This is a genomic window from Ketobacter sp. (genome assembly GCF_003671495.1).
GTDB lineage: Bacteria > Pseudomonadota > Gammaproteobacteria > Pseudomonadales > Ketobacteraceae > Ketobacter.
The window spans coordinates 13,399-35,912 of sequence record NZ_RCHN01000036.1 but is presented as its reverse complement, the minus strand read 5'-3'; the positions used below and the strand labels follow the sequence as shown (position 1 = coordinate 35,912).

Here is a 22,514-nt window from a genome sequence, read left to right as displayed (position 1 = left end):
TCTTCAATACGGTCTATGGGGTTGGCGGCAGAAAGCGGTCCATGACTTCCTTCAGGATTTTGCTTTCCGGGTTTTTGTCCAGTGCGTTGCGCCAGATGATAGCAGCTTCTTTCTGCTGACCGGTAACCCAAAGTACTTCTCCCAGGTGGGCAGCGATTTCCTGGTCGTCGAATGCTTCATAGGCTTTGCGTAAAAAGTCCAGGGCAACCTGGGTTTCCCCCATGCGGTATTTGATCCAGCCCATGCTGTCGATGATGGCGGGGTCGCTGGGGTTCAGGTTGTAGGCTCGTTCGATCAGCTCCCAGGCCTCGTTCAGGCGTTGGTTGCGGTCGGCGAAGGTATAACCCAGGGCATTCAGGGCCGCGCTGTTGTTGGGTTGCAGGTCCAGCACCTGGCGCAGATCCTCTTCCATGCCGGCAAAGTCATCCAGTTGTTCTTTCAGCATGGCTCGGGTGTAGAGCAGGTTGGTGTCTTCCGGGGCATCCTGCAGGCCCTGATCCAGTACGGCAATGGCGTCTGCGGTGCGGTTGACGGAGTTGAGCACTTCACTTTTGGCCAAGGTGAATTTGGATTTTTCTGCCGGCATGGTGGCCATGGCCTGGTCCAGGGTCTGCAGGGCCGCCTCGATGTTGCCCTGTTCTTCCTGCATCAGGGCATACTGAATGCGGGCCAGAGCGTAGTGGGGGCCTGCGGTGACTTGCTGGAAATGCAGGCTGGCCAGTTCGAAATCCTCTTCGCTGCGGGCGATCCGTGCCAGATAGATGTTGGCCTCGTCGGTTCGGTGACCCATGTCCAGCAGCTGGTTGAAATACTGTTTGGCTTCTTCGGTTTGTTTGTTCTCCCAGCTCAGCAGGGCGAGGGAGAGCACCAGGTCGCCGTCCAACGGGAAGTTGCGGGACAGGCGATAGAATTGCTGTTGCGCTGCCACTAACTGGTTCTGCTGCATCAGGTAGCGGGCGTAGGCGACGCCGAGGCGTTTGTTCTCCGGCCAGAGGCTGGTTTGCTTGGCCAGGTACTTCATGGCTTCATCGTGCTGGTTCATGGCGATCATGGACTGAGCCCGGGCCAGGATGGCGCTGCCGTAACTGGGGGTGATCTTGAGGGCGCGATCGTAGTCCTTGATGGCTTGTTCGTGCATGCCGCTCATGGCTTCGAGGGAGCCTTTGGCATACCAGAGTTTGTCGTCGTTGATGGTTTTGGTGTATTCGGTGAGTTTGAGCAGGATGGCCTGGCGGGTCTCCTGGTTGGAGCTGCGGGCGGCCTGCAGCAGATATTCAAAGTTCATGCGACCGCCGTTGGCCATCAGCAGGTCGATCTGGGCCATGGCTTCGTCCAGTTTGCCAAAGCGGATCAGCTCAATGGCGGCCAGCTCTCGGGGAGCGGGGTTCTGGGGTTCGATCTCGGACCAGAGCATGGACGCATCCAGGGTGGCCTGGTGCGCCCCCAGGTAACGGGCAATAAAGGTGGCTCGCTCCACCACCTGGGGATCGCGGGTTTCGTGGGCCTGCTTGAGGTATTTGCCCAGGGCAACGTCGGCCCGGTTGCGTTTGCCGGCGAATTCCGCCAGCAGCAGTTCGAACAGGGTGTCTCCTTCAAAGGAGCGGGTGGCAACGGTCTCTTCCTGTTCGGTAGGCTGGTCAACCTGCTGAACCTGTTCGCTTTTGCCACTGCCAAGGGTGGTGCAACCATTTAGTATAAGAACGGTCACAGTGGAAATAACAACTAAAATTCGTTTATAAATCATACGTATGCAGGCGCGCCTGTCACTGAGTCAACTTCAATAAAAGCAGGAATGCAGGAACCATGCAAGGAAATTATCCACAGACTGCTCTTATCACTATAGATGCTAATGGCGGTCGGTTGTTCCCCTTTGATCAGTATCAAAGGTACCGTTCATCTCTCGCGGTGCCTCCCTGTGCTTGTGTTATAATCGCGCCACTTTTTAGAGAGGGTGGTGTTTAGCGGCTCCTGTTTGGGCCAGAACCGGTACCATGGCTTTACTCGCATACGGCATTAACCATCGAACCGCATCCGTCGATATGCGGGAGAAACTGGCATTTTCCCCGGAACGGGTCGGTAGCGCACTGAACGAAGTGCGGGAACAGGCGCGTCTGCGGGAGGTGGCGATTCTCTCCACCTGTAATCGCACGGAACTGTACTGCTCCGTGGATAACGAAGACTCCTCCTCTTTACTGACCTGGCTGGGTCAGCACCACGCCCTGCCCGTTGAGCAGATTTCCCGCTGTGTGTATGAGTTCTGGAACGAGGCGGCAGTGCGCCATTTGATGCGGGTGGCCAGTGGCCTGGATTCCATGGTGCTGGGTGAACCGCAGATTCTGGGGCAGCTCAAAACTGCCTATTCCGCCGCCCAGGAGGCCCGTACCGTGGGCCCGGAACTGGGGCGCCTGTTCCAGCATTCGTTTTCCGCGGCCAAACAGATTCGGACAGAGACGGGCATCGGCACCAATCCGGTGTCGGTGGCCTTCGCCTCGGTCAAACTGGCAAAGCGTATTTTCTCGGATCTCAGTGACACCAGTGCCCTCCTGATCGGCGCCGGTGAAACGGTGGAGCTGGTGGCCCGCCATCTGGTGGAGCAGGGCGTCAAGCACATTACCGTGGCCAACCGCACCCTGTCCCGGGCCAATGCCCTGGCGGAGGAATTCCGCGGCCATGCCATCACCCTGAGCGACATTCCCCTGGCGTTACCCCAGGCGGACATCGTGATTTCTTCCACTGCCAGCCCCCTGCCCATCCTGGGGAAAGGCGCGGTGGAGCATGCGTTGAAGCTGCGCAAACACAAGCCCATGTTTATGATGGACATTGCCGTGCCCCGCGATATTGAAGAGGAAGTGGGGGAGCTGGCAGACGTGTATCTTTACACCGTGGATGACCTGCAACAGGTGGTGGAGGAAAACCGGCGCCAACGGCAGGAGGCGGCCTCCAAGGCGGAAACTCTGGTGGACGCCTGTATGAGCCAGTACATGGATTCCCTCAAGAGTCTGGATGCGGTGGAGGCGATTCGCGGCTACCGGGAAAAGCTGGAGACTGTACGTCAGGCGGAGCTGGAACGGGCGCTGCAACAGATCCGCTCCGGCTCCGATCCGGAAGAGGTTATGCAGCGGATGAGCCGGGCCTTGATGAACAAGGTGATGCATGCGCCCACCACCGGCTTGAGGCAGGCGGCGGAGAACGGCCGCAATGATCAAATTGAGTGGGCCCAGCAATTGTTGGGTATCATCGAGCCCAATAAGCCGGATTAGCTGGGCCATATCGCGTTACTCCCTTTTATTACCTCTTATGCCGCCGGCGGGTCCACGCCGCAACAGGATATTTTGATATGAAAGACTCTTTGAAAATGAAGCTGGCCGGGCGCAGTGAACGCTACGAGGAAGTCGGCATGCTGCTGAGCCAGCCGGAAGTGATTGCGGACCAGAACAAGTTTCGCAAGCTGTCCCAGGAATACGCCGAAATTGAACCGGTAGTGCAGTGCTACCGTGAATACGATCAGGTGCTGAAAAACATTGATGAGGCCAGGAGTTGGCTCGCTGATCCGGATCTGAAGGAGATGGGCGAAGAAGAGCTGGCGGTGAATGAGGAGAAGCGGGAGCAGCTGGAAGTCGAGTTGCAGAAACTGATGCTGCCTAAAGACCCCTTCGATGGCAGCAACGTGTTCCTGGAAATTCGCGCTGGCACCGGTGGGGATGAGGCGGCGATTTTCTCCGGCGATCTGTTCCGCATGTATTCCCGTTACGCGGAAACCCAGGGCTGGAAAATTGAAGTGGTGAGCCAGAACGAAGGCGAGCATGGCGGTTTCAAGGAAATCATCTGTCGGGTGATTGGTGATCAGGTGTATTCTCGTCTCAAGTTTGAGTCCGGTGCCCATCGGGTGCAGCGGGTGCCGGCAACGGAATCCCAGGGCCGCATTCATACCTCCGCCTGTACGGTGGCCATTTTGCCGGAGGCGGATGAGGTGACGGACATCGAGGTGCGCAGTGAGGATCTGCGGATCGACACCTATCGTTCATCCGGCGCCGGTGGCCAGCACGTTAACACCACCGACTCGGCGGTGCGCATCACCCACCTTCCCTCCGGCGTGGTGGTGGAGTGTCAGGATGAGCGTTCCCAGCACAAGAACAAGGCCAAGGCCATGTCGCTGTTGAAGTCACGTCTGTTGCAACACGCCCAGGATGCGCAGCACAAGGAAACCAGTGACGCCCGTCGTAACCTGGTGGGCAGTGGCGATCGCTCGGAACGCATTCGCACCTATAACTATCCCCAGGGGCGGGTTACCGACCATCGCATTAACCTGACTTTGTACAAGCTCTCAGAAGTCATGGAGGGGGAGTTGGGGGATGTGATTCAGCCACTGATTAATGAATACCAGGCGGATCAATTGGCCGCCCTGTCAGAAGACGATTGATGGAAACCGTTGCCGCCTGTTTGCAGTGGGGAGAGTTGACGCTGGCGCAGGCTGCGCCGGAACTGCTGGCCAGTTGCAAGGTGGACAGTCAGTGGTTGTTAGCCCATGTGCTTCAGCGTAACAGTGCCTGGTTGCGGGCGTGGCCCGATCAGGCTGTGTCGGATGAGCAACGGCTGCGTTATCAGCAGTTGGTGGGGCGACGTGCCGCGGGGGAGCCGGTGGCCTATCTCACCGGTCAACAGGGATTCTGGAGCCTGGACCTGTGTGTGACAGAAGACACTCTGGTGCCACGACCGGATACGGAATTGTTGGTTGAGCAGGCTTTGCTGCTGTTCGGTGCCGAGCCCCGCTCTGTTGTGGACCTGGGCACCGGCTCCGGGGCCATTGCCCTGGCCCTGGCCCATGAGCGTCCGGCCTGGTCGGTGACGGCCACCGACATCCATGGTCCGGCACTGGCGGTGGCCGGGCGTAACAGTCAGCAGCTGGCAATACCGCTGCAACTGGTGGAAAGTGCCTGGTTTGAGAATTTGCCCGGCCAGCGTTTCCATTTGATCGTATCCAATCCGCCTTATATTGAAGCAGAGGATGAGCACCTGCAGGGTGTGGGGGTGCGCTATGAACCCTTGCGGGCATTGGTATCCGGTGTCGATGGGTTGGATGACATTCGGCAGATCGTGGCGCAGGCACCGGATCATTTGTATGCGGGTGGCTGGCTGTTGCTGGAGCACGGTTACAATCAGGGTGACGCTGTGCGGACCTTGTTGCTGGCGCGTGGTTTTGACAAGGTGCGTACGGTGCAGGATCTGGGAGACAATGACCGGGTGACCCTGGGGCAGTGGCGGGCACACACAAACGGAGGACAGACACATGCTGACGGATGAAGAGCTGCTGCGCTACAGTCGCCAGATCATGTTGCCGGAGCTGGATATCGCGGGTCAGGAAAAACTCCAGGCCGCGCATGTGTTGGTGGTGGGGCTGGGCGGCTTGGGCTCACCGGTGGCCATGTACCTGGCCGCTGCCGGCGTGGGGACGCTGACCCTGGTGGACCATGATCAGGTGGATTTGAGTAACCTGCAGCGCCAGATTGCCCATACCACGGATCGTATTGCCCTGGACAAGGTGGCGTCGGCGGCGCTGGCCATCAGCGCCCTCAACCCCCATTGTCAGGTGGCTCCGCTGGCAACCAAACTGACCGGGGACAACGCCGGGAGTCTGGTTGCGGCCTGCGATCTGATAGTGGATTGCAGCGACAACTTTGCCGTGCGGTTTCTGCTGAATCGGGTCAGCGTGAGTTTGCGCAAGCCGCTGGTGTCCGGTGCGGCGATCCGGATGGACGGGCAGGTCAGTGTGTATGATCCGCGCCTGGATCACAGCCCCTGTTATCGCTGTTTGTTTGAAGAAACCGGGGAGGAGGATCGGCGCTGTGCCACCAATGGCGTCCTGGCGCCGGTGGTGGGTCTGATCGGCAGTATCCAGGCGACGGAAGCACTCAAGGTGATCGCGCAAGTGGGCGAACCGTTGGTGGGGCGACTGCTGATCCTGGACGCGCTGTCCATGACCATGCGTAATGTCAAAGTGAAACGCAATCCGGAGTGCCCGGTCTGTTGCGGTGGCTGAATCAGGCCTGGGCGGTAGCGTAAAACGCGTAGTGGTTGCGGCCGCTTTCTTTTACCTGATACATGGCCACGTCTGCCCGCTGGATCAGGTCCTCAATCTGGTCGCCGTGATCGGGGAACAGGCTGATGCCGATACTGGCACCAATACTGGCCTGCTGGCCGTCACCCAGGTCGATGTCATCCTGCAGCGTTTTTAAAAGCTTTTCGGCAATGCGGGCAGAATGATTCACCTGCTCCACGATAATCAGGAATTCGTCTCCTCCCCAGCGGATGACGATGTCATGCTGGCGCAAGTGGCTGCTGAGTCGATGGGCCACTGTCTTCAACACCACATCCCCGGCATCGTGTCCATAGTTATCATTGATGGGTTTGAATTTGTCGAGATCCACCAGGATGAAGGCACAGCGGGAGCTGGTTTCCTTGGCCTGCTGCAGCGCAGTTTCAATTTTGCGAAAACCGGCCCGGCGATTGTATAAGCCAGTCAGTGGATCACGTTCGGCTTCAAACTGGGTTTGTTGCTCACGGGCGGTACGCTCCGAAATGTCGTAGAGAATGCATTCCACAATCATTTCGCCATCTTCGTCAGTGACTTTGGAGATCAGGCTGTTGAGCCAGCGGGTTTCATCATGGGTGGGTTTTAGCTGCAGATCTTTGGTGACGGGATTGTTGGCGTGGTGAGCCCGTTCCAGCAGGGTTCGCACCTGGTCGGGGTCGGCAAAAAAACTGTGGAACGTGGCGTTTTTTATATCAATTTGAGTGGATGTGATATTCAGCATGTGTTCCAGGGACGGGTTGTGCATGAGGATTTTGCCGTGCGCGTTCACCAGGGCAATACCGCAACTGGCTTTTTCGAAAATCAAACGGAACTGACGCTCAAGGGATTCTGCATATTCCCGCAGGCGGCGTTCTCCGTCCAGGGTGTTCTGGGTGGCCGTTAACAGGCGATTGGTATCCTTGATCAACAAACCGATCTCATCATGCTCATGATTGCGGGGGCATTGCAGGCGCTCCTTGCTGCCCGGGGGAATGATGTGAAGCTGTCCGGCCAGGCGTTTGATGGGGGCGCTGAGATTGCGGTGTACCAGAAAGATGGCCAGGGCCACCAGTGCCAGGGATTGGATCGACGTGATGAACACATGGCGCCAGGCGGCAGTTTGGGCAGAGGCTTTGATCAGGTCGTGGTTGGGCAGCATGGTGATGCTGCCCACCGTGTCGCCACTGATAAAGGGGGATTCCAGAGCAAAGGATTTGATGCCAGGGGAGGTCATGGACAACTCGGTTCCGCTGCTGGCCTGCATCCCGGTCAGGCTGGTGACCATGGCGGCGGAGACAATATCGTTTCTGGACAGGCCGCGGGCCACTTCCAGAGCGATCTCGTCGTTATCCAGGTAGGCTGCCACGGCGGCACTGTTTTCCACCGTATCGAACAGCTGCTGCAGTTGCTGGTCTGCGGTCTGCAATTGTTCCCGATAGGTGCGATCGTAGAAGTAAAACGAAAAGCACAAGGTCAGCAACAGAGCGCCCAACAAAATGGAGAGGCCTGCCTGATACGCCAATGAGGAACGGGTGTTAATCGACACGCCCAACCACCTTGACGCTGTCATCCAGGTTGCTTTCGTCGATGTAGCCAATGGCGTTGCGATTGTTGCGCACGGTATCCAGTAATTGCTCGCTGTCGCCCATCAGCAACGGTGGCGAGGCCCGACCGGTAAACAGCAGCTTGGCCCAGTAAGCGTTCATCTGGGCAACGGATTTCTTTACCAGGGTCTGGTAAAACTGTTCCCGCTCACCGGAGGTGGGCGGGTGATCCAGGCGCAGGGCCAGTTTGCCATCGGAGAAATACAGATTACGGCCCATGTAAAGATCGATGATTTCCCGCTTGCTCAGTTCGGACACCGGATTTTCATTATTCACAATGACCACGATGCCAGCCGGTGCCCGGGCCGCGACGAGGAGCAGTATGCTGAGCATTGCGATATTGAATAGCTTCTGCATCGTCAAAACACGTAGTTAAGGTTAATGGTAAAGGTGTCGATGGTGGCGTCTTCGGTGGGGATCGCTTTCTGATCCCAGAAGCCGCCACCGTAGGCCTCAACCCAGGTGCGATCCCATTGGGTTTTGGCCGCCAGGTTGTACAGGATGTTCCAGCGCAACCCCAGGGACGCGCTCTGCTGATTTACTTGGGTGGCGTCATAGACGTACTGGGTATTCACCTGGAGGACATCCAGCAAAGGTTGCAGGGGCGGGCCGACGGCCGGGGCGGGTTCGATTGTCTTCCGGTCTTCGCCCCGTTCAGCTTTGGCCAGCATTACATACGCGGTGGTGGGGCCAATGTGCCGGCCCACGCTCAGGTAGCCGGTACGCAGGGAGCCGTAGAGTTCCACGTTGGTGTCGATGTAGCTCATTTCAGATTGGATCTGCCAGTTTTCCGGAGTGTAGGCAATGCCGAAGGAGTAGTATCGGGTGTGCCTGCCATCGGATTCCATGCCATCCAGGTAACTCTGCGATGCCGGCCACAGCCCGCCAACGCCTTCCAGCAGCTCTGCCAATTGCTGGGTTCCGGCAACGTATTTGTCGCTGTCAAATTCGATCAGCGCAGCGCTCACCTGAGTTTGCCAAAGGTCATTTTCCCAAACCAGGGTGCCCAGATAGATCGGATTGATCTTGACGTCATAGCGGTTGTCACTGCGCGCGAACGTGCTGGAGGTTTTGCCTACCTGAAACTTGGCGGAGGCGGTGCCGGTTCCCAGGGGGGTGGAATACGCTACGTCCATTCCGTCTATGTAATCGAAGGACAGAATATTGTAAAACTCGGTGGGCGGTCGCACCCATAGATAGGCAAACCCGATATTGCGATAATCGGACAGCATAAAATTGCTGGGTCCTAGACGTCCCGCCCTGAGCGTAACGGATTGCGTGGCCCGGAAACGCAGGAACGCCCACTCCAGGCTTTCCTCAAGACCGTTTTCCACCCGCTCCTTGGCCACCAGCTGGAAAGTGGCGGAAAAGCGATTGTTGAAGTTGGCATCCAGTTGCAGGCCCAGATTGGAGTTGGATTTATAGGACCAATCGCCGTCGAAAACGCCTTCCTGGTACAAGCCCTGGGTGAAACCGAGAATTTCATCGCCACTTTTTACCGCACCGAGGGTGCCGAAGCCACTGATACGGAAGCGCTGTTGCTCAATGGTGTCAGCCCGGCTCAGGTCTGGCATGCTGGCCAGTAGCAGGGCGCAGATTAGGGTAATTGAGGATGTAGTGCGAGACATTCCATTCTGCTCATTTGATTAATTTTCGTGTTTGGGAACGAAAAAGGTGAATCCCTTATCTATTGAGTTTAGCATAGGGTTTAAATTTAACCGGTTGAAATGCACACTCCGGCTGGATCGGCGGTCACTGTTTATATAGTTGAAAAATAAAGAAAAAGGAGCCTGGTTGATGAAGACGAGAGCTGCGGTTGCCTGGGAATCGGGCAAACCATTGAGCATTGAGGAAGTGGAATTGCAAGGCCCCAAGGCCGGCGAAGTGATGGTGAAACTGGTGGCCACCGGCGTGTGTCACACCGATGCCTACACCCTCAGCGGTGCCGATCCGGAGGGGATTTTCCCGTCGATACTGGGCCATGAAGGCGCCGGTGTGGTGGTGGAGGTAGGCCCGGGCGTCAGCAGTGTGGCGGTGGGGGATCATGTGATTCCACTGTATACGCCAGAGTGCGGCAAGTGCAAATTCTGCCTGTCCGGGAAAACCAATCTGTGCCAGGCCATTCGTGCCACCCAGGGGCAGGGCCTGATGCCCGACGGCACTTCCCGCTTCAGCCAGAACGGCAAAATGATTCATCACTATATGGGAACCTCCACCTTTGCGGAGTACACGGTGCTGCCGGAAATCGCTGTGGCCAAAATCAACAAGGCGGCGCCTCTGGACAAGGTGTGTTTGTTGGGCTGTGGCATCACCACAGGCATTGGCGCGGTATTGAATACCGCCAAGGTGGAACCCGGCTCCACGGTAGCAGTGTTCGGGCTGGGGGGTATCGGTTTGTCGGTGATCCAGGGCGCGGTAATGGCGCAGGCAGAACGGATCATCGCCGTCGATCTGAATGAAGACAAATTCGAGATGGCAAAAATGCTGGGGGCCACGGATTTTGTAAACCCCAAAAACTACGACGCCCCGATTCAGGATGTCATCGTTGAACTCACCGACGGTGGTGTGGATTATTCCTTTGAGTGTATCGGCAATGTGAATGTGATGCGGTCGGCCTTGGAATGCTGTCATAAAGGCTGGGGTGAGTCAGTGATCATCGGTGTTGCCGGAGCGGGCCAGGAAATTGCCACCCGGCCGTTCCAGCTGGTGACCGGCCGGGTCTGGCGGGGCAGTGCCTTTGGCGGTGTAAAAGGCCGTTCGCAACTGCCGGACTATGTGGACCGCTACATGAAGGGCGAAATCAAAATTGATGAAATGGTGACGTACACGATGCCGTTGGACGACATCAACCGTGCTTTTGACCTGATGCACGATGGCAAGGCAATTCGTTCCGTGGTGATTTACTGATTTTGACTAAGGGGAGGCATACCTTGGAAATTTTGGAAGACGTCCGTTGTTTTGATGGCCGCCAGCTGCGCATCAAACATTACTCCAGCCGTTGTCAGTGTGAGATGGTGTTTTCCCTGTTTTTGCCGCCCCAGGCCGAGCAGGGGGCGGTGCCACTGGTCTGGTGGCTCTCCGGCTTGACCTGTACAGACCAGAATTTTGTCACCAAGGCTGGCGCGCAAAGGGTGGCGGCAGAATTGGGTTTAGCGTTAGTGGCACCGGATACCAGTCCGCGGGGTGACGGGGTGGCGGATGATCCGGATGGTGCCTGGGATTTCGGTTTGGGGGCGGGCTTTTATGTGAACGCAACCCAGCAACCCTACGCCACACATTATCGAATGTATGACTATGTACAGCAGGAACTGCCGGCATTGATTGGCGCGGAGTTCCCGCTGGATATGTCACGTCAAAGCATCATGGGCCATTCCATGGGGGGGCATGGCGCCCTGACCCTGGCACTGAAGAATCCACAGCAGTACAAGTCGGTATCCGCCTTTGCCCCCATCTGCGCGCCCATGCAATGCCCCTGGGGTGAAAAAGCCCTGACCGGGTATCTGGGGGAGGATCGTGCGCTGTGGTTGGAATACGACGCGGTGGCGTTGCTGGAGCAAAATGGTTTCGACAAACCCATCCTGGTGGACCAGGGGCTGGCGGACAACTTTTTGCACGGACAACTGAAACCGGAATTATTGCAGAACGCCTGTGACAACACCGGCGTCAGTCTGACGTTGAATCGTCGTGAAGGCTACGACCACAGTTATTATTTCATTGCCTCTTTTATGGAATCCCATCTCCGTTATCACCGGGGCTTTCTGCAGTAACCGGCGCAGTGGAGGCGGGCGGCGGTTGCGGTGATGGCTACGGTGATGGTTGCTCTGACGGCCGTTCAGGATAGTGCGTCTGCCGGTATTGCCCCGGTGGCACGCCAAACCAGCGTTTGAAGGCGCGGAAGAAATGGGCCGCATCCTGATAGCCCAGCAGAAACGCGATGTCTTCGCTGTTGAGCTCCGGGTTCGCGATGTGAGAGGCGGCAAGGCGTTGGCGCAGCGTATCCAATAATGCTCTGAAGGTGGTGCCTTCCCGCTCCAGGTGACGTTGCAGGGTGCGCGGGGTGACCACCAGCAGTTCTGCCAACAGGGTTTTGGTTGGCTCACCGTACAGCATCAGAATCTCCAACAGAAAATGACAGCGGTGCACCCAGGGCTCTGCGCCATGGTGCTGGTCCACTTCCCGGTGTTTGACCGCTTCCATCGCTTGAATTTGTTTGAATCCGGCAGCGCTCGGGTGCTGTGGCCTGCTGTGTTGATCCTGTCCCGGGTTTGCAAACTGGATGCGGTTGTAGGGTTGTTGAAAGCGAGGCGCCACACCCAAAGCCTGTTCATAGACAGCGTCACTGGCCCCCGCTTCGGGCTTGGCATGGTTGAACGTCACCACCTGCGGTGTGAGTCCGCGGGCGGTGCGAACGATATCGCAAATGGCCGCCGCAAACCCCTCTAGCTGGTGGATGCTCACCCCCTCTGGGCAATTGGGTACGATACCCAACGCAATGGCATCGTGGTCGGCGTCAACCCGGACTTGCATGACTTCCGAACTGATGCAGGCATAGCGGGCCAGAATACGAAAATAATCAAGTAGTGGCAGCTCCCGTTCCTGAAAGAAAAACGCCAGACGTTCTTGCATGCGAGTGGAATAGGGCGCCAGCTTCAAACCCAGGTTGGGTTCGTCAATCCACTGGGCGACGTGATCAATGTTGCGGGCGACAATGTCCACCGGCACCCGCTGTTGCGGATTAAAGCCTTCCAACGTTTGTGCCTGCGCTCCCCAGATCGCCAGCAGCTGATCGTAATCGCCCCGTTCCCGCAGAAAACACTCCAACGCCCTGGCATGGGAACGTAGGGTGTCCACCGATACAGTGAACGTTTTTTTGTGCGCGGTCTTCGTCATGGAATGTCTCAAATCGACATAAAGATTACATCATTCTGCACGCTAGAATCCGACTGTCCAGTTCCCATGACTTTGGATCAGCGGGAAGCGGGTGCTTCAGGGTGGATTCAAAAACACAGGCTTCGAAAATAAAAAGGTGGATGAGGATGGTGTTGGATTTTGTGAACCATTTATTGCGGGGGAACCTGCTGGTGCTGGCAGGCGTATGGGTTTGCGCCCCGAATGCGCTGGCCGGTGGAACCCTGTCGCTGGCCGCAGCGGGCTATGTTTATGGTTTCCCCCTGGTGTTGATGGAGGAAACCCTCAATGGCATGACCGGCGCGCAGCGGTCCTGTCAACTGGGCGCCGACCTCAATACCTTCGTGCATGTGTGGCAGCCACCCGGGCCGGAATTCAAGGCGGTGGTGCGGCCTAACGTGGACACCCTGTATTCATCCGCCATGCTGGATTTGTCCGGCGGCCCAATGTTGTTGGATATGCCGGCGGTGGCGGATCGTTATGTGTTGATGGCGTTGCTGGATGCCTGGTCCAACAATTTCGCCGGGGTGGGGACCCAGAATCAGGGGGTAGGTGAAGGGCACTACGTCATCGTGGGGCCGGGCTGGCAGGGTGAGGCAATGGCAGGCCTGCCACAACACTATGAGCGCATTGATGCGCCGACGGATCTGGTGTGGATCATCGGCCGCACGGAAGTGCGTGACGATGGGGATATCGCCGAGGTGAACCGCATACAGGCGCAATACACGTTGACGCGCCTTTCGTCTGTGCCAGAGCCATCAGTGCCAGAGTCATCAATGCCAGCCGATGCACAGGCTGCCCTGGACGAGGCTGCGGCCCCAGCAGGAAGCGAACACTGTGTGCCGGACGGAGAGAAAACACCACCGATAGAGGTGGTGCAAGCCCTGAGTGGTCGTGAATACTTTTCCCGGCTTTCGGAACTGATGGAGCGTTATCCGCCGCCGCCGGAGGATGACGCAATGGTGGAGGCACTGGCCCGTCTGGGAGTGGGGCCCAAGGCGCTCACGCCGATGCAGGCTCTTTCCTCCCGTCAGCAGCGACAGATTGAAGCGGGACGCACCCTGGGACTGGCTGCGCTGAACCTGGCCACCCGTTTGTTGGGATTGAATGGGTGGGGGCCGAATCCGGCGCTGGTGCCATTGGGGGATTTTGGCCAGCGCTATTTTATTCGGGCGGTGGTGGCGCAGGTGGGATTTGGCGCCAATCGCGGTGAGTTTGCGGTGTACCAGAATGCAGAGCGCGATTCACGCCGTCGGTTGTTGCGGGGCAATGCCGTGTATTCCATGACGTTTGCGGCAGATGACCCGCCGCCAGTGGCGGGGTTCTGGTCGGTGACGGTGTATGGTGAGGATGGATTCCTGCGGGACAATGCGGTGGCACATCAGCTGGGAATCCAGCGCCATGCATTGGGCAGTAACAGTGATCTGGTGGCGGATGAACAGGGCAACATAACACTGTATTTTGCCAACATGCCCCCTGTTGGCGTGCCTTTGAATAACTGGCTGCCGGTGCCAGAAGGACGCTTCCAGGCCACCATCCGCTTGTATGCGCCGGACGCTGCTATTTTAGATCACCAGTGGCGGACGCCCCCCTTGGTGAAGCGCCGGGATCTGGCGCCGTGACCTGTCTTCAGGTCACGGCGAGGGCCATTAGGAAAAGATTCTAAAGCGAGAGCAGACAAGTGAGGCCAAAAAGCTAAACCAGTTTTTTCGCCAGAATCTGGTTCACCATTTGTGGGTTGGCCTTGCCTTTGGAGAGCTTCATGGTTTGGCCGACGAAGTAGCCGATCAACTTTTTCCGCTTGTTGTCGTCAGCGGCCAGGTATTGGGCTACCTGATCTGCGCTGTCTGCAATCACCTGATCGACGATGGCTTCGATGGCACCGGTATCGGTTTCCTGCTTCAAGCCTTTGGCTTCGATGATCTGGTCCGCTGTGCCGCCGTTGTTCCACAGCTCTTCGAAGATCTGTTTGGCGATCTTGCCGGAGATGGTGTTGTCGGCGATGCGTTTTACCAGGCCGCCCAGCTGCTCGGCGCTGACCGGACTGGTATCAATATCCAGGTCGTTTTTGTTCAGCGCGCCCAGCAATTCCACGCTCACCCAGTTGGCACACAGTTTGGGTTTGGCGCCGGACTCTTTCACCACGGTTTCAAAATAATCCGCCAATACGCGATCGGCGGCCAGCACCCGGGCGTCGTAATCCGACAGCTCCAGCTCTGCCATAAAACGCTCGATCTTCTGGGTGGGCAGCTCTGGCAGATCCTGGCGTACGCGATTGATCACCGCTTCGGTCACTTCCAACGGCAGCAGGTCGGGATCGGGGAAGTAGCGGTAATCGTTGGCTTCTTCCTTGCTGCGCATGGCGAAGGTTTTGTCTTTGTTCACATCATACAAAACCGTTGCCTGCTGGATTTCGCGGCCAGATTCCAACTCATCCATTTGCCATTCGATTTCCGCGTTAATTGCCTTCTCCACGTTTTTAAAGGAGTTGACGTTTTTAATCTCGCGACGGGTACCGAATTTCTCTTCGCCCTTCTGGCGCAGGGATACGTTACAGTCGCAACGCATGGAACCCTGAGACATATCGCCGTCGGAAATACCCAGATAGCGAATCAGCGAGTGAATGGCTTTGGCGTAGGCCACGGCCTCTTTGGCGGAACGCATATCGGGCTCGGATACGATCTCCAGCAAAGGGGTGCCCGCGCGGTTGAGGTCGATACCACTCATGCCGTGAAAATCTTCGTGCAGGGATTTGCCTGCGTCTTCTTCCAGGTGGGCACGGGTGACGCCGATGCGCTTGGTGCTGCCATCTTCCAGGGTGATTTCGATGTGCCCCATACCCACGATAGGCAATTCAAATTGGGAAATCTGATAGCCCTTGGGTAGATCGGGATAAAAATAGTTTTTGCGGGCGAAGACGGATTTTGGCGTGATCTGGGCGTCGATACCCAGGCCGAATTTCACCGCTTTCTCGACGGCGTCAGCATTCAATACCGGCAGCACGCCGGGCATGCCCAGGTCAATCAGGGATGCCTGGGTGTTGGGCTCCGCGCCGAATTCGGTGGAGGAGCCGGAGAAAATTTTGGATTGGGTGGCCAGCTGTACGTGCACTTCCAATCCGATGACCACTTCCCATGACATGGCGGGCCTCCTTATACAAATGCCGCTGGCACTTGCGCATGCCAGTCGGTTTCTTGTTGATAGCGGTGGGCCACGTTCAGCAAACGGGCTTCGTCAAAATAGTTGCCAATGATTTGCAAACCCACCGGCAGGCTGTTGCTTAAGCCGGCAGGAATGGAAATGCCTGGCAAGCCAGCCATGTTCACGGAAATGGTGTAGATGTCCGACAGATACATGGAGACCGGATCGGAGGCTTTTTCCCCCAGTTTGAATCCGGCATTGGGGGAGGTGGGGCCCATGATCACGTCCACGTTTTTGAAGGCCTCATCAAAATCATTCTTGATCAGGCGGCGAACCTTTTGTGCCTTCAGGTAATAGGCATCGTAATAACCGGCAGACAACGCGTAGGTGCCGATCATGATGCGGCGTTTTACTTCTTCACCAAAACCTTCACCGCGGCTGCGCTTGTAGAGATCCTCCAGGTCTAAAGGATCCTTGCAGCGATAACCAAAACGGACACCGTCAAAACGGGACAGGTTGGAGGAGGCTTCTGCCGGGGCCACAACGTAGTACGCCGGGATGGACAGGTGCGTGTTGGGCAGTTCGATGTCCACCAGGGTGGCGCCGAGCTTTTCGTACAGGGCGATGGCTTCCTGCACCACTTGGCCAACCCCGGCATCCAGGCCGTCTTCAAAGAATTCTTTGGGCAGGCCGATGCGCAGGCCATCTAAAGGCTTGTTCAGGTCCGCCGTGTAATCCGGCACTTCAATATCGGTACTGGTGGAATCCTTGGGGTCGAAACCGGCCATGGCGTTCATCAGCAGGGCGGCGTCTTCGGCGGTTTGGGTCATGGGGCCCGCCTGATCCAGGGAGGAGGCGAAGGCAATCATGCCCCAACGGGACACCCGGCCATAGGTGGGCTTCAGGCCGGTGATGCCGCACAGGCTGGCAGGTTGGCGGATGGAGCCGCCGGTGTCGGTGCCGGTGGCGGCCGGGGCCAGGCGGGCCGCCACAGCGGCTGCGGAGCCGCCGGATGAGCCGCCGGGCACGCAATCCGTATTCCAGGGGTTTTTCACCGGGCCATAGAAGCTGGTTTCATTGGAGGAGCCCATGGCGAACTCATCCATGTTGGTTTTGCCCAGGGTCACGATGCCAGCATCGTTCATTTTTTCCACAACCGTGGCGTTATAGGGGGCGATGAAGTTGTCCAGCATTTTCGAGGCACAGCTGGTTTTCACGCCCCGGGTGCAGAAGATGTCTTTGTGGGCGATGGGCACACCGGTAAGCGCGGTGGCATTACCCGCAACTCTTTGTTCGTCTGCCGCTTTGGCCTGGGCCAGCGCCTGTTCTTCGGTGACGGTGATGAAGCTGTTGACGCCGGGATCGAGCTGTTTGATGCGATCCAGGAAATGCCGGGTCAGCTCCTGGCTGGATACTTCGCCCGCCGCCAGCGCGTTGGACAGGGCTTTCAGGGTTTTGGTATGCATGGAATGGGTTACCTGATCATTCAATCACTTTGGGGACTAGGTACAGGCCACCTTCGGTGGCCGGGGCGATCTGCTGGTACTCGTCGCGGTGGTTGGTTTCGGTGACCACGTCTTCCCGCAGGCGTTGCACCGCATCGGTGGGGTGGGCCATGGGCTCCACGCCGTCGGTGGGGGCGGCCTCCAGTTGTTCGATCAGGCCCAGAATGGAGGACAACCGCTCAGTGGTGGCCTCAATCTCGCTGTCGGCCACCTGCAGGCGGGCCAAATGGGCAATTTTGGTGACGTCTTCTTTGTCCAATGCCATGGGGTTCTCCGGCAGTGAATTCGGCAAAGGGCGTATGGTACCAGAATTTGGCTGCGGGTCGATCCCGACCCCGTGCAGCAGGGGGGCTGTGGCCAATGGTATGGAGCGGATCTAAGTGCATAAAAGATGTGGGAAAGTTAGACCGGTTCCCTTGCCGAACCGCCCCCGCACTGCTATTGTTCCCGCAATAGTGTAACTAATGTAACTACAAGAATTTCCAGAATCATTTAACCGCTCGATGGGTTGTCAATCCTTCTATGTTTAAACGTCTCCGTGGCATGTTCTCCACAGATCTCTCAATTGATCTGGGGACCGCCAATACCCTTATTTATGTAAAAGATCGCGGTATCGTCCTGGATGAGCCGTCTGTGGTGGCCATTCGGCAGCAAAATGGTGCCAAAAGCGTGGCTGCGGTGGGAATGGACGCCAAGCGCATGCTGGGCCGAACCCCCGGCAACATCACCGCCATCCGCCCTTTGAAGGACGGGGTGATTGCGGATTTTCACGTTACCGAGAAAATGCTGCAGCATTTCATCCACAAGGTTCACGAAAACAGTTTTATCACCCCCAGCCCCCGCGTGCTGGTGTGTGTGCCCTGCAAATCCACCCAGGTGGAACGCAAAGCCATCAAGGAATCCGCCCTGGGGGCGGGTGCCCGTGAAGTCTATCTGATAGAAGAGGCCATGGCGGCGGCCATTGGTGCGGGCTTGCCGGTGGAAGAGGCCAGCGGCTCCATGGTGGTGGACATCGGTGGTGGTACCACCGAGATCGCCATTATCTCGCTGAACGGTATCGTGTATTCCGACTCCGTACGGGTGGGTGGAGACAAGTTTGATGAAGCCATCGTCACCTATGTGCGCCGCAATTACGGTAGCCTGATCGGTGAGGCCACCGCTGAGCGCATCAAGCAGGAGATCGGATGTGCTTTCCCCGGTAAGGAACTGCTGGAAATCGATGTGCGCGGTCGCAACCTGGCAGAAGGGGTGCCCCGCTCCTTCACCCTCAACAGCAGCGAAATTCTGGAAGCCCTGCAGGAACCCCTGTCCCAGATCGTATCCGCTGTAAAAAGCGCGCTGGAGCAATCCCCGCCGGAACTGGCCTCTGATATCGCCGAGCGCGGCCTGGTGCTCACCGGCGGTGGTGCCCTGCTGAGGGATCTGGAGCTGTTACTGGCGGAAGAAACCGGCTTGCCGGTGATCGTGGCGGAAGACCCGCTTACCTGTGTGGCCCGTGGTGGCGGCAAGGCCATGGAAATGATGGACAAGAGCGGGTTTGATATGTTCTCAGTGGACTGATCGCTGTCCATGGGAGCCTTACACGCAACCCCGTTGCGCACACCCGCGTCCCACACCTTCGCTAAAGCCGGCCGGATTCTCACCAGGGCCGGCTTTCACGTTTTAAAGAACCAGGTAACCACACTGAATATTGTGATGGATAACAGGCATGGCATCGGCACGATCCCGGCTGGCGGGAGGGTAGCGCCATAAAACCGATATTTGGTCAGAACACAGCAAATCGCTACCGTTTGGTGCTGTTTTCCGTTATTTCCTTTGCCATGATTTTTGTGGATCACCGCTCGGATGTGCTCAATCCCCTGCGTTTCACCCTGGGCGTGGCCATCGCGCCGGTGCAATACGTGGCGGACATCCCGGCCCAGGTGGCGACCTGGTCCCAGAGCAGTGTGTTGTCCCGCAGTGAGCTGGAGGAGGAAAACGCCCGCCTGCAGTCAGAGGTGCTGGTGCTGAAGCGTCGGGTGCAGAAGCTGGCCTCCACCGTTGCGGAAAATACCCGCCTCAAGGAGCTGATGAACGCATCGGATCTGGTGGATGATCAGGTGCTGATCGCCGAAATCATTGGTGTTGATCCCGACCCCTATCGCCACGAAGCCATTGTGAACAAGGGGGCGGGGGACTCGGTGTTTGTGGGGCAGGCGGTGCTGGATGCAGAAGGCCTGATGGGCCAGGTCATCGAAGTGGGCCCGTTTTCCAGCCGGGTGTTGTTGATTTCCGATATTTCCCATGGCATTCCGGTGCACGTGAACCGCAATGGGGTGCGGGCCATTGCGGTGGGGTCGGGTAAGCTGGATCAGCTTAACCTGATCCATGTGCCGGACACGGCCGATATTGTACGCGGGGACCTGCTGGTGAGCTCCGGCCTGGGGGGGCGGTTCCCCAAGGGCTATCCGGTGGGGGTGGTGACCAAGGTGGAACACGACCCCGGGCAGCCCTTTGCGGTGGTGGAGGCCAAGCCCATGGCCAACCTGGACCGCTCCCGCCATGTGCTCATGGTGTTTTCCGAGGAGAGTCGCAAATTGGTGCCGTTACTGTTTGGTGCCGCCGAGCCTCAATCTGACCAGGAACCCCAAGCTGAACAGAAACTCACGTCAGAACAGGAACCTGTAACCAAACAGGAATCCCCCGCCCAGGAGGTGACCGATGGTGGACAGTAGAGTGGCCGCTGACGGCATCGGGGTGGTGATCTTCAGTCTGGTGCTGGCGGCAATCCTGGCGGCGGTACCCCTGCCGGAATGGGCCATTGGGCTGCGCCCGGCCTGGGTGCCCCTGGTGCTCATTTATTGGGTCATCGCCATGCCCCATCGCATCGGGGTGGTGAGTGGCTGGTTGGTAGGGCTGTTCCTGGATGTGCTCACCGGCGCCGTACTGGGTCAGAATGCGCTGGCCCTGGGGATGGTGGCCTATATTGCCTACGTCCTGCATTTGCGTATCCGGGTGTTCCCGGTGTGGCAGCAGTGCCTGTCCATTCTGGTGCTGGTGGGCATTTACCAGTTAGTGAGTATTCTGGTAATGCGGGCTGTCCAAATGACACCCTGGACGTTCTGGTATTGGGTATCGGTGGTCGTGTCTGCCTTGGTGTGGCCATTGGTGAGTCTGGCTTTGGGCTATTTGAGAGGTCACCGTGGCAGTTGATTGGGTTTATCTGGCGTCCGCCTCACCCCGGCGGCGGGAATTGTTGCAACAGATCGGGGTGCGTTTCACCGTCATGAGTGCGGCCGTGGACGAGGCTGTGCTGGCGGGGGAATCACCGTTGGACTATGTGTGCCGACTGGCCCAGGCCAAGGCGGATGCCGTATTGAGCCGGGTGGAAATGGAGGGTCAGCTGCTGCGTCCGGTACTGGGGGCAGACACCACCGTGGTGCTGGGGGAGCGCATTCTCGGCAAGCCCGCAGATGAAGCGGATGCCGTGGCCATGTTGCTGGCCCTTTCCGGCCAGACCCACCAGGTGATGACGGCGGTGGCGTTGGTGAGCGACGGTGCTGATTGCCCGGCAACCCAGTTGGCGTATTCGGTGACCGAGGTGCAGTTCCGCAGCATTGATGAGGCAGAGGCCCGTCAATACTGGCGCACCGGTGAGCCGGCAGACAAAGCCGGGGCCTATGGAATACAGGGCCTGGGCGCGGTGTTTGTGGAAAACCTGTCCGGTAGTTACAGTGGCGTGGTGGGTCTACCCTTATACGAAACAGCGAATTTATTGAAGCAGGCCGGTGTGAGCCTGTGGCGAACGCCAGAGACAGTATCCCATGAGTGAAGAATTACTGGTCAATGTGACTCCCATGGAAACCCGCGTGGCGGTGGTGGAAAACGGGGTGGTGCAGGAACTCTTTGTGGAGCGCACCGCCAAGCGCGGCCTGGTGGGCAGTATTTACAAGGGCAAAGTGGCCCGGGTGCTGCCGGGCATGCAGGCGGCGTTCGTGGATATCGGCCTGGAGCGTGCGGCGTTCCTGCACGCCAAGGATATCTGGCAGGCGGACAAGCCGGATGAAACCGGCGACGCCACACCCAATATTTCCGATCTGGTGGCAGAGGGTCAGCCCATTGTGGTCCAGATCACCAAGGACATGATCGGCACCAAGGGCGCGCGCCTCACCACCCATCTTTCGGTTCCCTCCCGGTTCCTGGTGTACATGCCCTATACCGATCACATCGGTGTCTCCCAGCGCATTGAAGACGACCAGGAGCGGGAGCGGCTGCGCTGCATCATGGACACCATTCTGGAAGAGCGTGATGACATCCCCAAGAAGGGGTTCATCTTAAGGACTGCGGCGGAAGGGGCCGACGAGGATGCCCTGCGTCGGGACGTGGACTTCCTGCGCCGGCTGTGGCGCTCCATCAACGACAAGATTGCCCGCTCCAACCCGGTGACGCTGATCCACCGTGACCTGGCCCTGGCCATGCGCACGTTGCGGGATGAGGTGCGCCCCGGCGTGGAAAAAGTGCGCATCGATTCCCGGGAAACCTACGGCAATGTGATCGAGTTTGTGCGTGAATACATCCCGGATGTGGAGTCCCTCATCGAGCATTATCCTGGCGAGCGTCCCATCTTTGACCTGTACAGTGTGGAGCAGGAAATCCAGAAAGCCCTGGCGCGGCAGGTGCCGTTGAAATCCGGCGGTCACCTCATCGTGGACCAGACCGAAGCCATGTCCACCATCGATGTGAACACCGGGGCGTTTGTGGGGCATCGCAACCTGGAAGAAACCATCTTCAAAACCAATCTGGAAGCCACCCAGGCCATTGCCCGCCAGCTGCGGCTGCGCAATCTGGGCGGCATCATCATCATCGACTTTATCGACATGGAAGACCCCGAGCACCGCCGTCAGGTGTTGCGCATGTTTGAAAAAGCCCTGGAGCGGGATCACGCCAAAACCAAGATCACCCAGGTGTCTGAACTGGGGTTGGTTGAGATGACCCGCAAGCGCACCCGCGAAAGCCTGGCCCGGGTGATGTGCGAGGATTGTCCTACCTGCAGCGGCCGCGGCATTGTCAAAACGCCGGAAACCGTCTGCTATGAAATTTTCCGCGAGATCCTGCGTCAGTTTCGCGCCTATGAGGTGGAGTCGTTTCTGGTGATCGCATCTCAGGCCGTGGTGGACCGTCTGTTGGATGAGGAATCCGCCAACGTGGCAGACCTGGAAATTTTCATTAAAAAAACCATTCGCTTTCAGGTGGAAACACTCTACTCCCAGGAGGAGTTTGATGTGGTGCTCATGTAGCGGGAGCGCC

20 protein-coding genes are annotated in these 22,514 nt (G+C 57.9%); 12 read left to right on the top strand and 8 right to left on the bottom strand.

Annotated elements, in window-relative coordinates; translation table 11 throughout:
- Window positions 1-13: 13 nt before the first annotated feature.
- Window positions 14-1,708 (bottom strand): tetratricopeptide repeat protein, encoded by a 1,695-nt coding sequence (locus D9N14_RS17315; protein WP_290582035.1) that lies wholly within the window; start codon window positions 1,706-1,708, stop codon window positions 14-16.
- 283 nt (window positions 1,709-1,991) lie between these two features.
- Between D9N14_RS17315 and hemA the strand changes: the two genes are divergently transcribed.
- From hemA to D9N14_RS17295, 4 genes are all read left to right on the top strand, one after another.
- Window positions 1,992-3,260 carry a glutamyl-tRNA reductase gene (hemA, locus tag D9N14_RS17310; RefSeq protein WP_290582033.1) on the top strand — a complete coding sequence of 423 codons (1,269 nt, stop codon included), beginning with the start codon at window positions 1,992-1,994 and terminating at the stop codon, window positions 3,258-3,260.
- 77 nt (window positions 3,261-3,337) lie between these two features.
- Window positions 3,338-4,420, top strand: a complete 1,083-nt coding sequence (prfA, locus tag D9N14_RS17305) for a peptide chain release factor 1 (protein WP_290582031.1) — start codon at window positions 3,338-3,340, stop codon at window positions 4,418-4,420.
- A complete protein-coding gene (gene prmC / locus D9N14_RS17300) occupies window positions 4,420-5,301 on the top strand; it encodes a peptide chain release factor N(5)-glutamine methyltransferase (protein WP_290582029.1) in 882 nt (293 codons plus the stop codon). Before prfA ends, prmC begins: the two co-directional genes overlap by 1 nt.
- Window positions 5,288-6,037: a HesA/MoeB/ThiF family protein gene (locus tag D9N14_RS17295; protein WP_290582027.1), complete on the top strand. Its 750-nt coding sequence runs from the start codon at window positions 5,288-5,290 to the stop codon at window positions 6,035-6,037. The genes prmC and D9N14_RS17295 overlap by 14 nt, the downstream gene beginning before the upstream one ends.
- A 1-nt stretch (window position 6,038) precedes the next feature.
- On the opposite strand, the gene D9N14_RS17290 is transcribed toward D9N14_RS17295, so the two are convergent.
- The 3 genes from D9N14_RS17290 to D9N14_RS17280 are packed head-to-tail and all read right to left on the bottom strand — an operon-like array spanning window position 6,039 to window position 9,302.
- Window positions 6,039-7,616: a sensor domain-containing diguanylate cyclase gene (locus tag D9N14_RS17290; RefSeq protein WP_290582025.1), complete on the bottom strand. Its 1,578-nt coding sequence runs from the start codon at window positions 7,614-7,616 to the stop codon at window positions 6,039-6,041.
- Window positions 7,606-8,031 (bottom strand): hypothetical protein, encoded by a 426-nt coding sequence (locus D9N14_RS17285; protein ID WP_290582023.1) that lies wholly within the window; start codon window positions 8,029-8,031, stop codon window positions 7,606-7,608. The genes D9N14_RS17290 and D9N14_RS17285 overlap by 11 nt, the downstream gene beginning before the upstream one ends.
- A gap of 2 nt (window positions 8,032-8,033) precedes the next feature.
- Window positions 8,034-9,302, bottom strand: coding sequence for a hypothetical protein (locus tag D9N14_RS17280; RefSeq protein ID WP_290582021.1), 1,269 nt, complete (start codon window positions 9,300-9,302; stop codon window positions 8,034-8,036).
- Between the two features lie 166 nt (window positions 9,303-9,468).
- Here D9N14_RS17280 and D9N14_RS17275 point away from each other — a divergent pair, with 166 nt between their 5' ends.
- Window positions 9,469-10,581 (top strand): S-(hydroxymethyl)glutathione dehydrogenase/class III alcohol dehydrogenase, encoded by a 1,113-nt coding sequence (locus D9N14_RS17275; RefSeq protein WP_317622640.1) that lies wholly within the window; start codon window positions 9,469-9,471, stop codon window positions 10,579-10,581.
- Between the two features lie 23 nt (window positions 10,582-10,604).
- A complete protein-coding gene (gene fghA / locus D9N14_RS17270) occupies window positions 10,605-11,441 on the top strand; it encodes an S-formylglutathione hydrolase (protein WP_290582017.1) in 837 nt (278 codons plus the stop codon).
- A gap of 37 nt (window positions 11,442-11,478) precedes the next feature.
- Here the strand turns inward: fghA and D9N14_RS17265 are convergent, their stop codons facing one another.
- A complete protein-coding gene (locus tag D9N14_RS17265; protein WP_290582015.1) occupies window positions 11,479-12,564 on the bottom strand; it encodes an AraC family transcriptional regulator in 1,086 nt (361 codons plus the stop codon).
- Between the two features lie 146 nt (window positions 12,565-12,710).
- On the opposite strand from D9N14_RS17265, the gene D9N14_RS17260 reads away from it, so the two are divergent.
- Entirely contained in the window at window positions 12,711-14,204 is a 1,494-nt protein-coding gene (locus tag D9N14_RS17260; protein WP_290582013.1) for a DUF1254 domain-containing protein, read from the top strand.
- Window positions 14,205-14,277: 73 nt separating this feature from the next.
- Here D9N14_RS17260 and gatB read toward each other — a convergent pair whose 3' ends face one another.
- From gatB to gatC, 3 genes are read right to left on the bottom strand one after another with little or no spacing between them, the layout of a single operon-like run.
- On the bottom strand, window positions 14,278-15,723 hold the full coding sequence (gene gatB, locus D9N14_RS17255) for an Asp-tRNA(Asn)/Glu-tRNA(Gln) amidotransferase subunit GatB (protein WP_290582011.1): 1,446 nt from the start codon (window positions 15,721-15,723) through the stop codon (window positions 14,278-14,280).
- A gap of 11 nt (window positions 15,724-15,734) precedes the next feature.
- Window positions 15,735-17,189: an Asp-tRNA(Asn)/Glu-tRNA(Gln) amidotransferase subunit GatA gene (gene gatA, locus D9N14_RS17250; RefSeq protein WP_290582009.1), complete on the bottom strand. Its 1,455-nt coding sequence runs from the start codon at window positions 17,187-17,189 to the stop codon at window positions 15,735-15,737.
- A 16-nt stretch (window positions 17,190-17,205) separates the two neighbouring features.
- A complete protein-coding gene (gene gatC / locus D9N14_RS17245) occupies window positions 17,206-17,493 on the bottom strand; it encodes an Asp-tRNA(Asn)/Glu-tRNA(Gln) amidotransferase subunit GatC (protein WP_290582007.1) in 288 nt (95 codons plus the stop codon).
- A gap of 257 nt (window positions 17,494-17,750) precedes the next feature.
- Between gatC and D9N14_RS17240 the strand changes: the two genes are divergently transcribed.
- The 5 genes from D9N14_RS17240 (at window position 17,751) to rng (ending at window position 22,504) form a co-directional block, all read left to right on the top strand.
- Window positions 17,751-18,788, top strand: a complete 1,038-nt coding sequence (locus D9N14_RS17240) for a rod shape-determining protein (protein WP_290582005.1) — start codon at window positions 17,751-17,753, stop codon at window positions 18,786-18,788.
- 188 nt (window positions 18,789-18,976) lie between these two features.
- The gene (mreC, locus tag D9N14_RS17235) at window positions 18,977-19,942 is read left to right on the top strand and encodes a rod shape-determining protein MreC (protein ID WP_317622641.1); all 966 of its coding nucleotides are present in this window, start codon (window positions 18,977-18,979) and stop codon (window positions 19,940-19,942) included.
- Entirely contained in the window at window positions 19,929-20,420 is a 492-nt protein-coding gene (mreD, locus tag D9N14_RS17230; RefSeq protein ID WP_290582003.1) for a rod shape-determining protein MreD, read from the top strand. Before mreC ends, mreD begins: the two co-directional genes overlap by 14 nt.
- Window positions 20,410-21,039: a Maf family protein gene (locus D9N14_RS17225; RefSeq protein ID WP_290582001.1), complete on the top strand. Its 630-nt coding sequence runs from the start codon at window positions 20,410-20,412 to the stop codon at window positions 21,037-21,039. Before mreD ends, D9N14_RS17225 begins: the two co-directional genes overlap by 11 nt.
- On the top strand, window positions 21,032-22,504 hold the full coding sequence (gene rng / locus D9N14_RS17220; protein WP_290581999.1) for a ribonuclease G: 1,473 nt from the start codon (window positions 21,032-21,034) through the stop codon (window positions 22,502-22,504). The genes D9N14_RS17225 and rng overlap by 8 nt, the downstream gene beginning before the upstream one ends.
- Window positions 22,505-22,514: the final 10 nt, after the last annotated feature.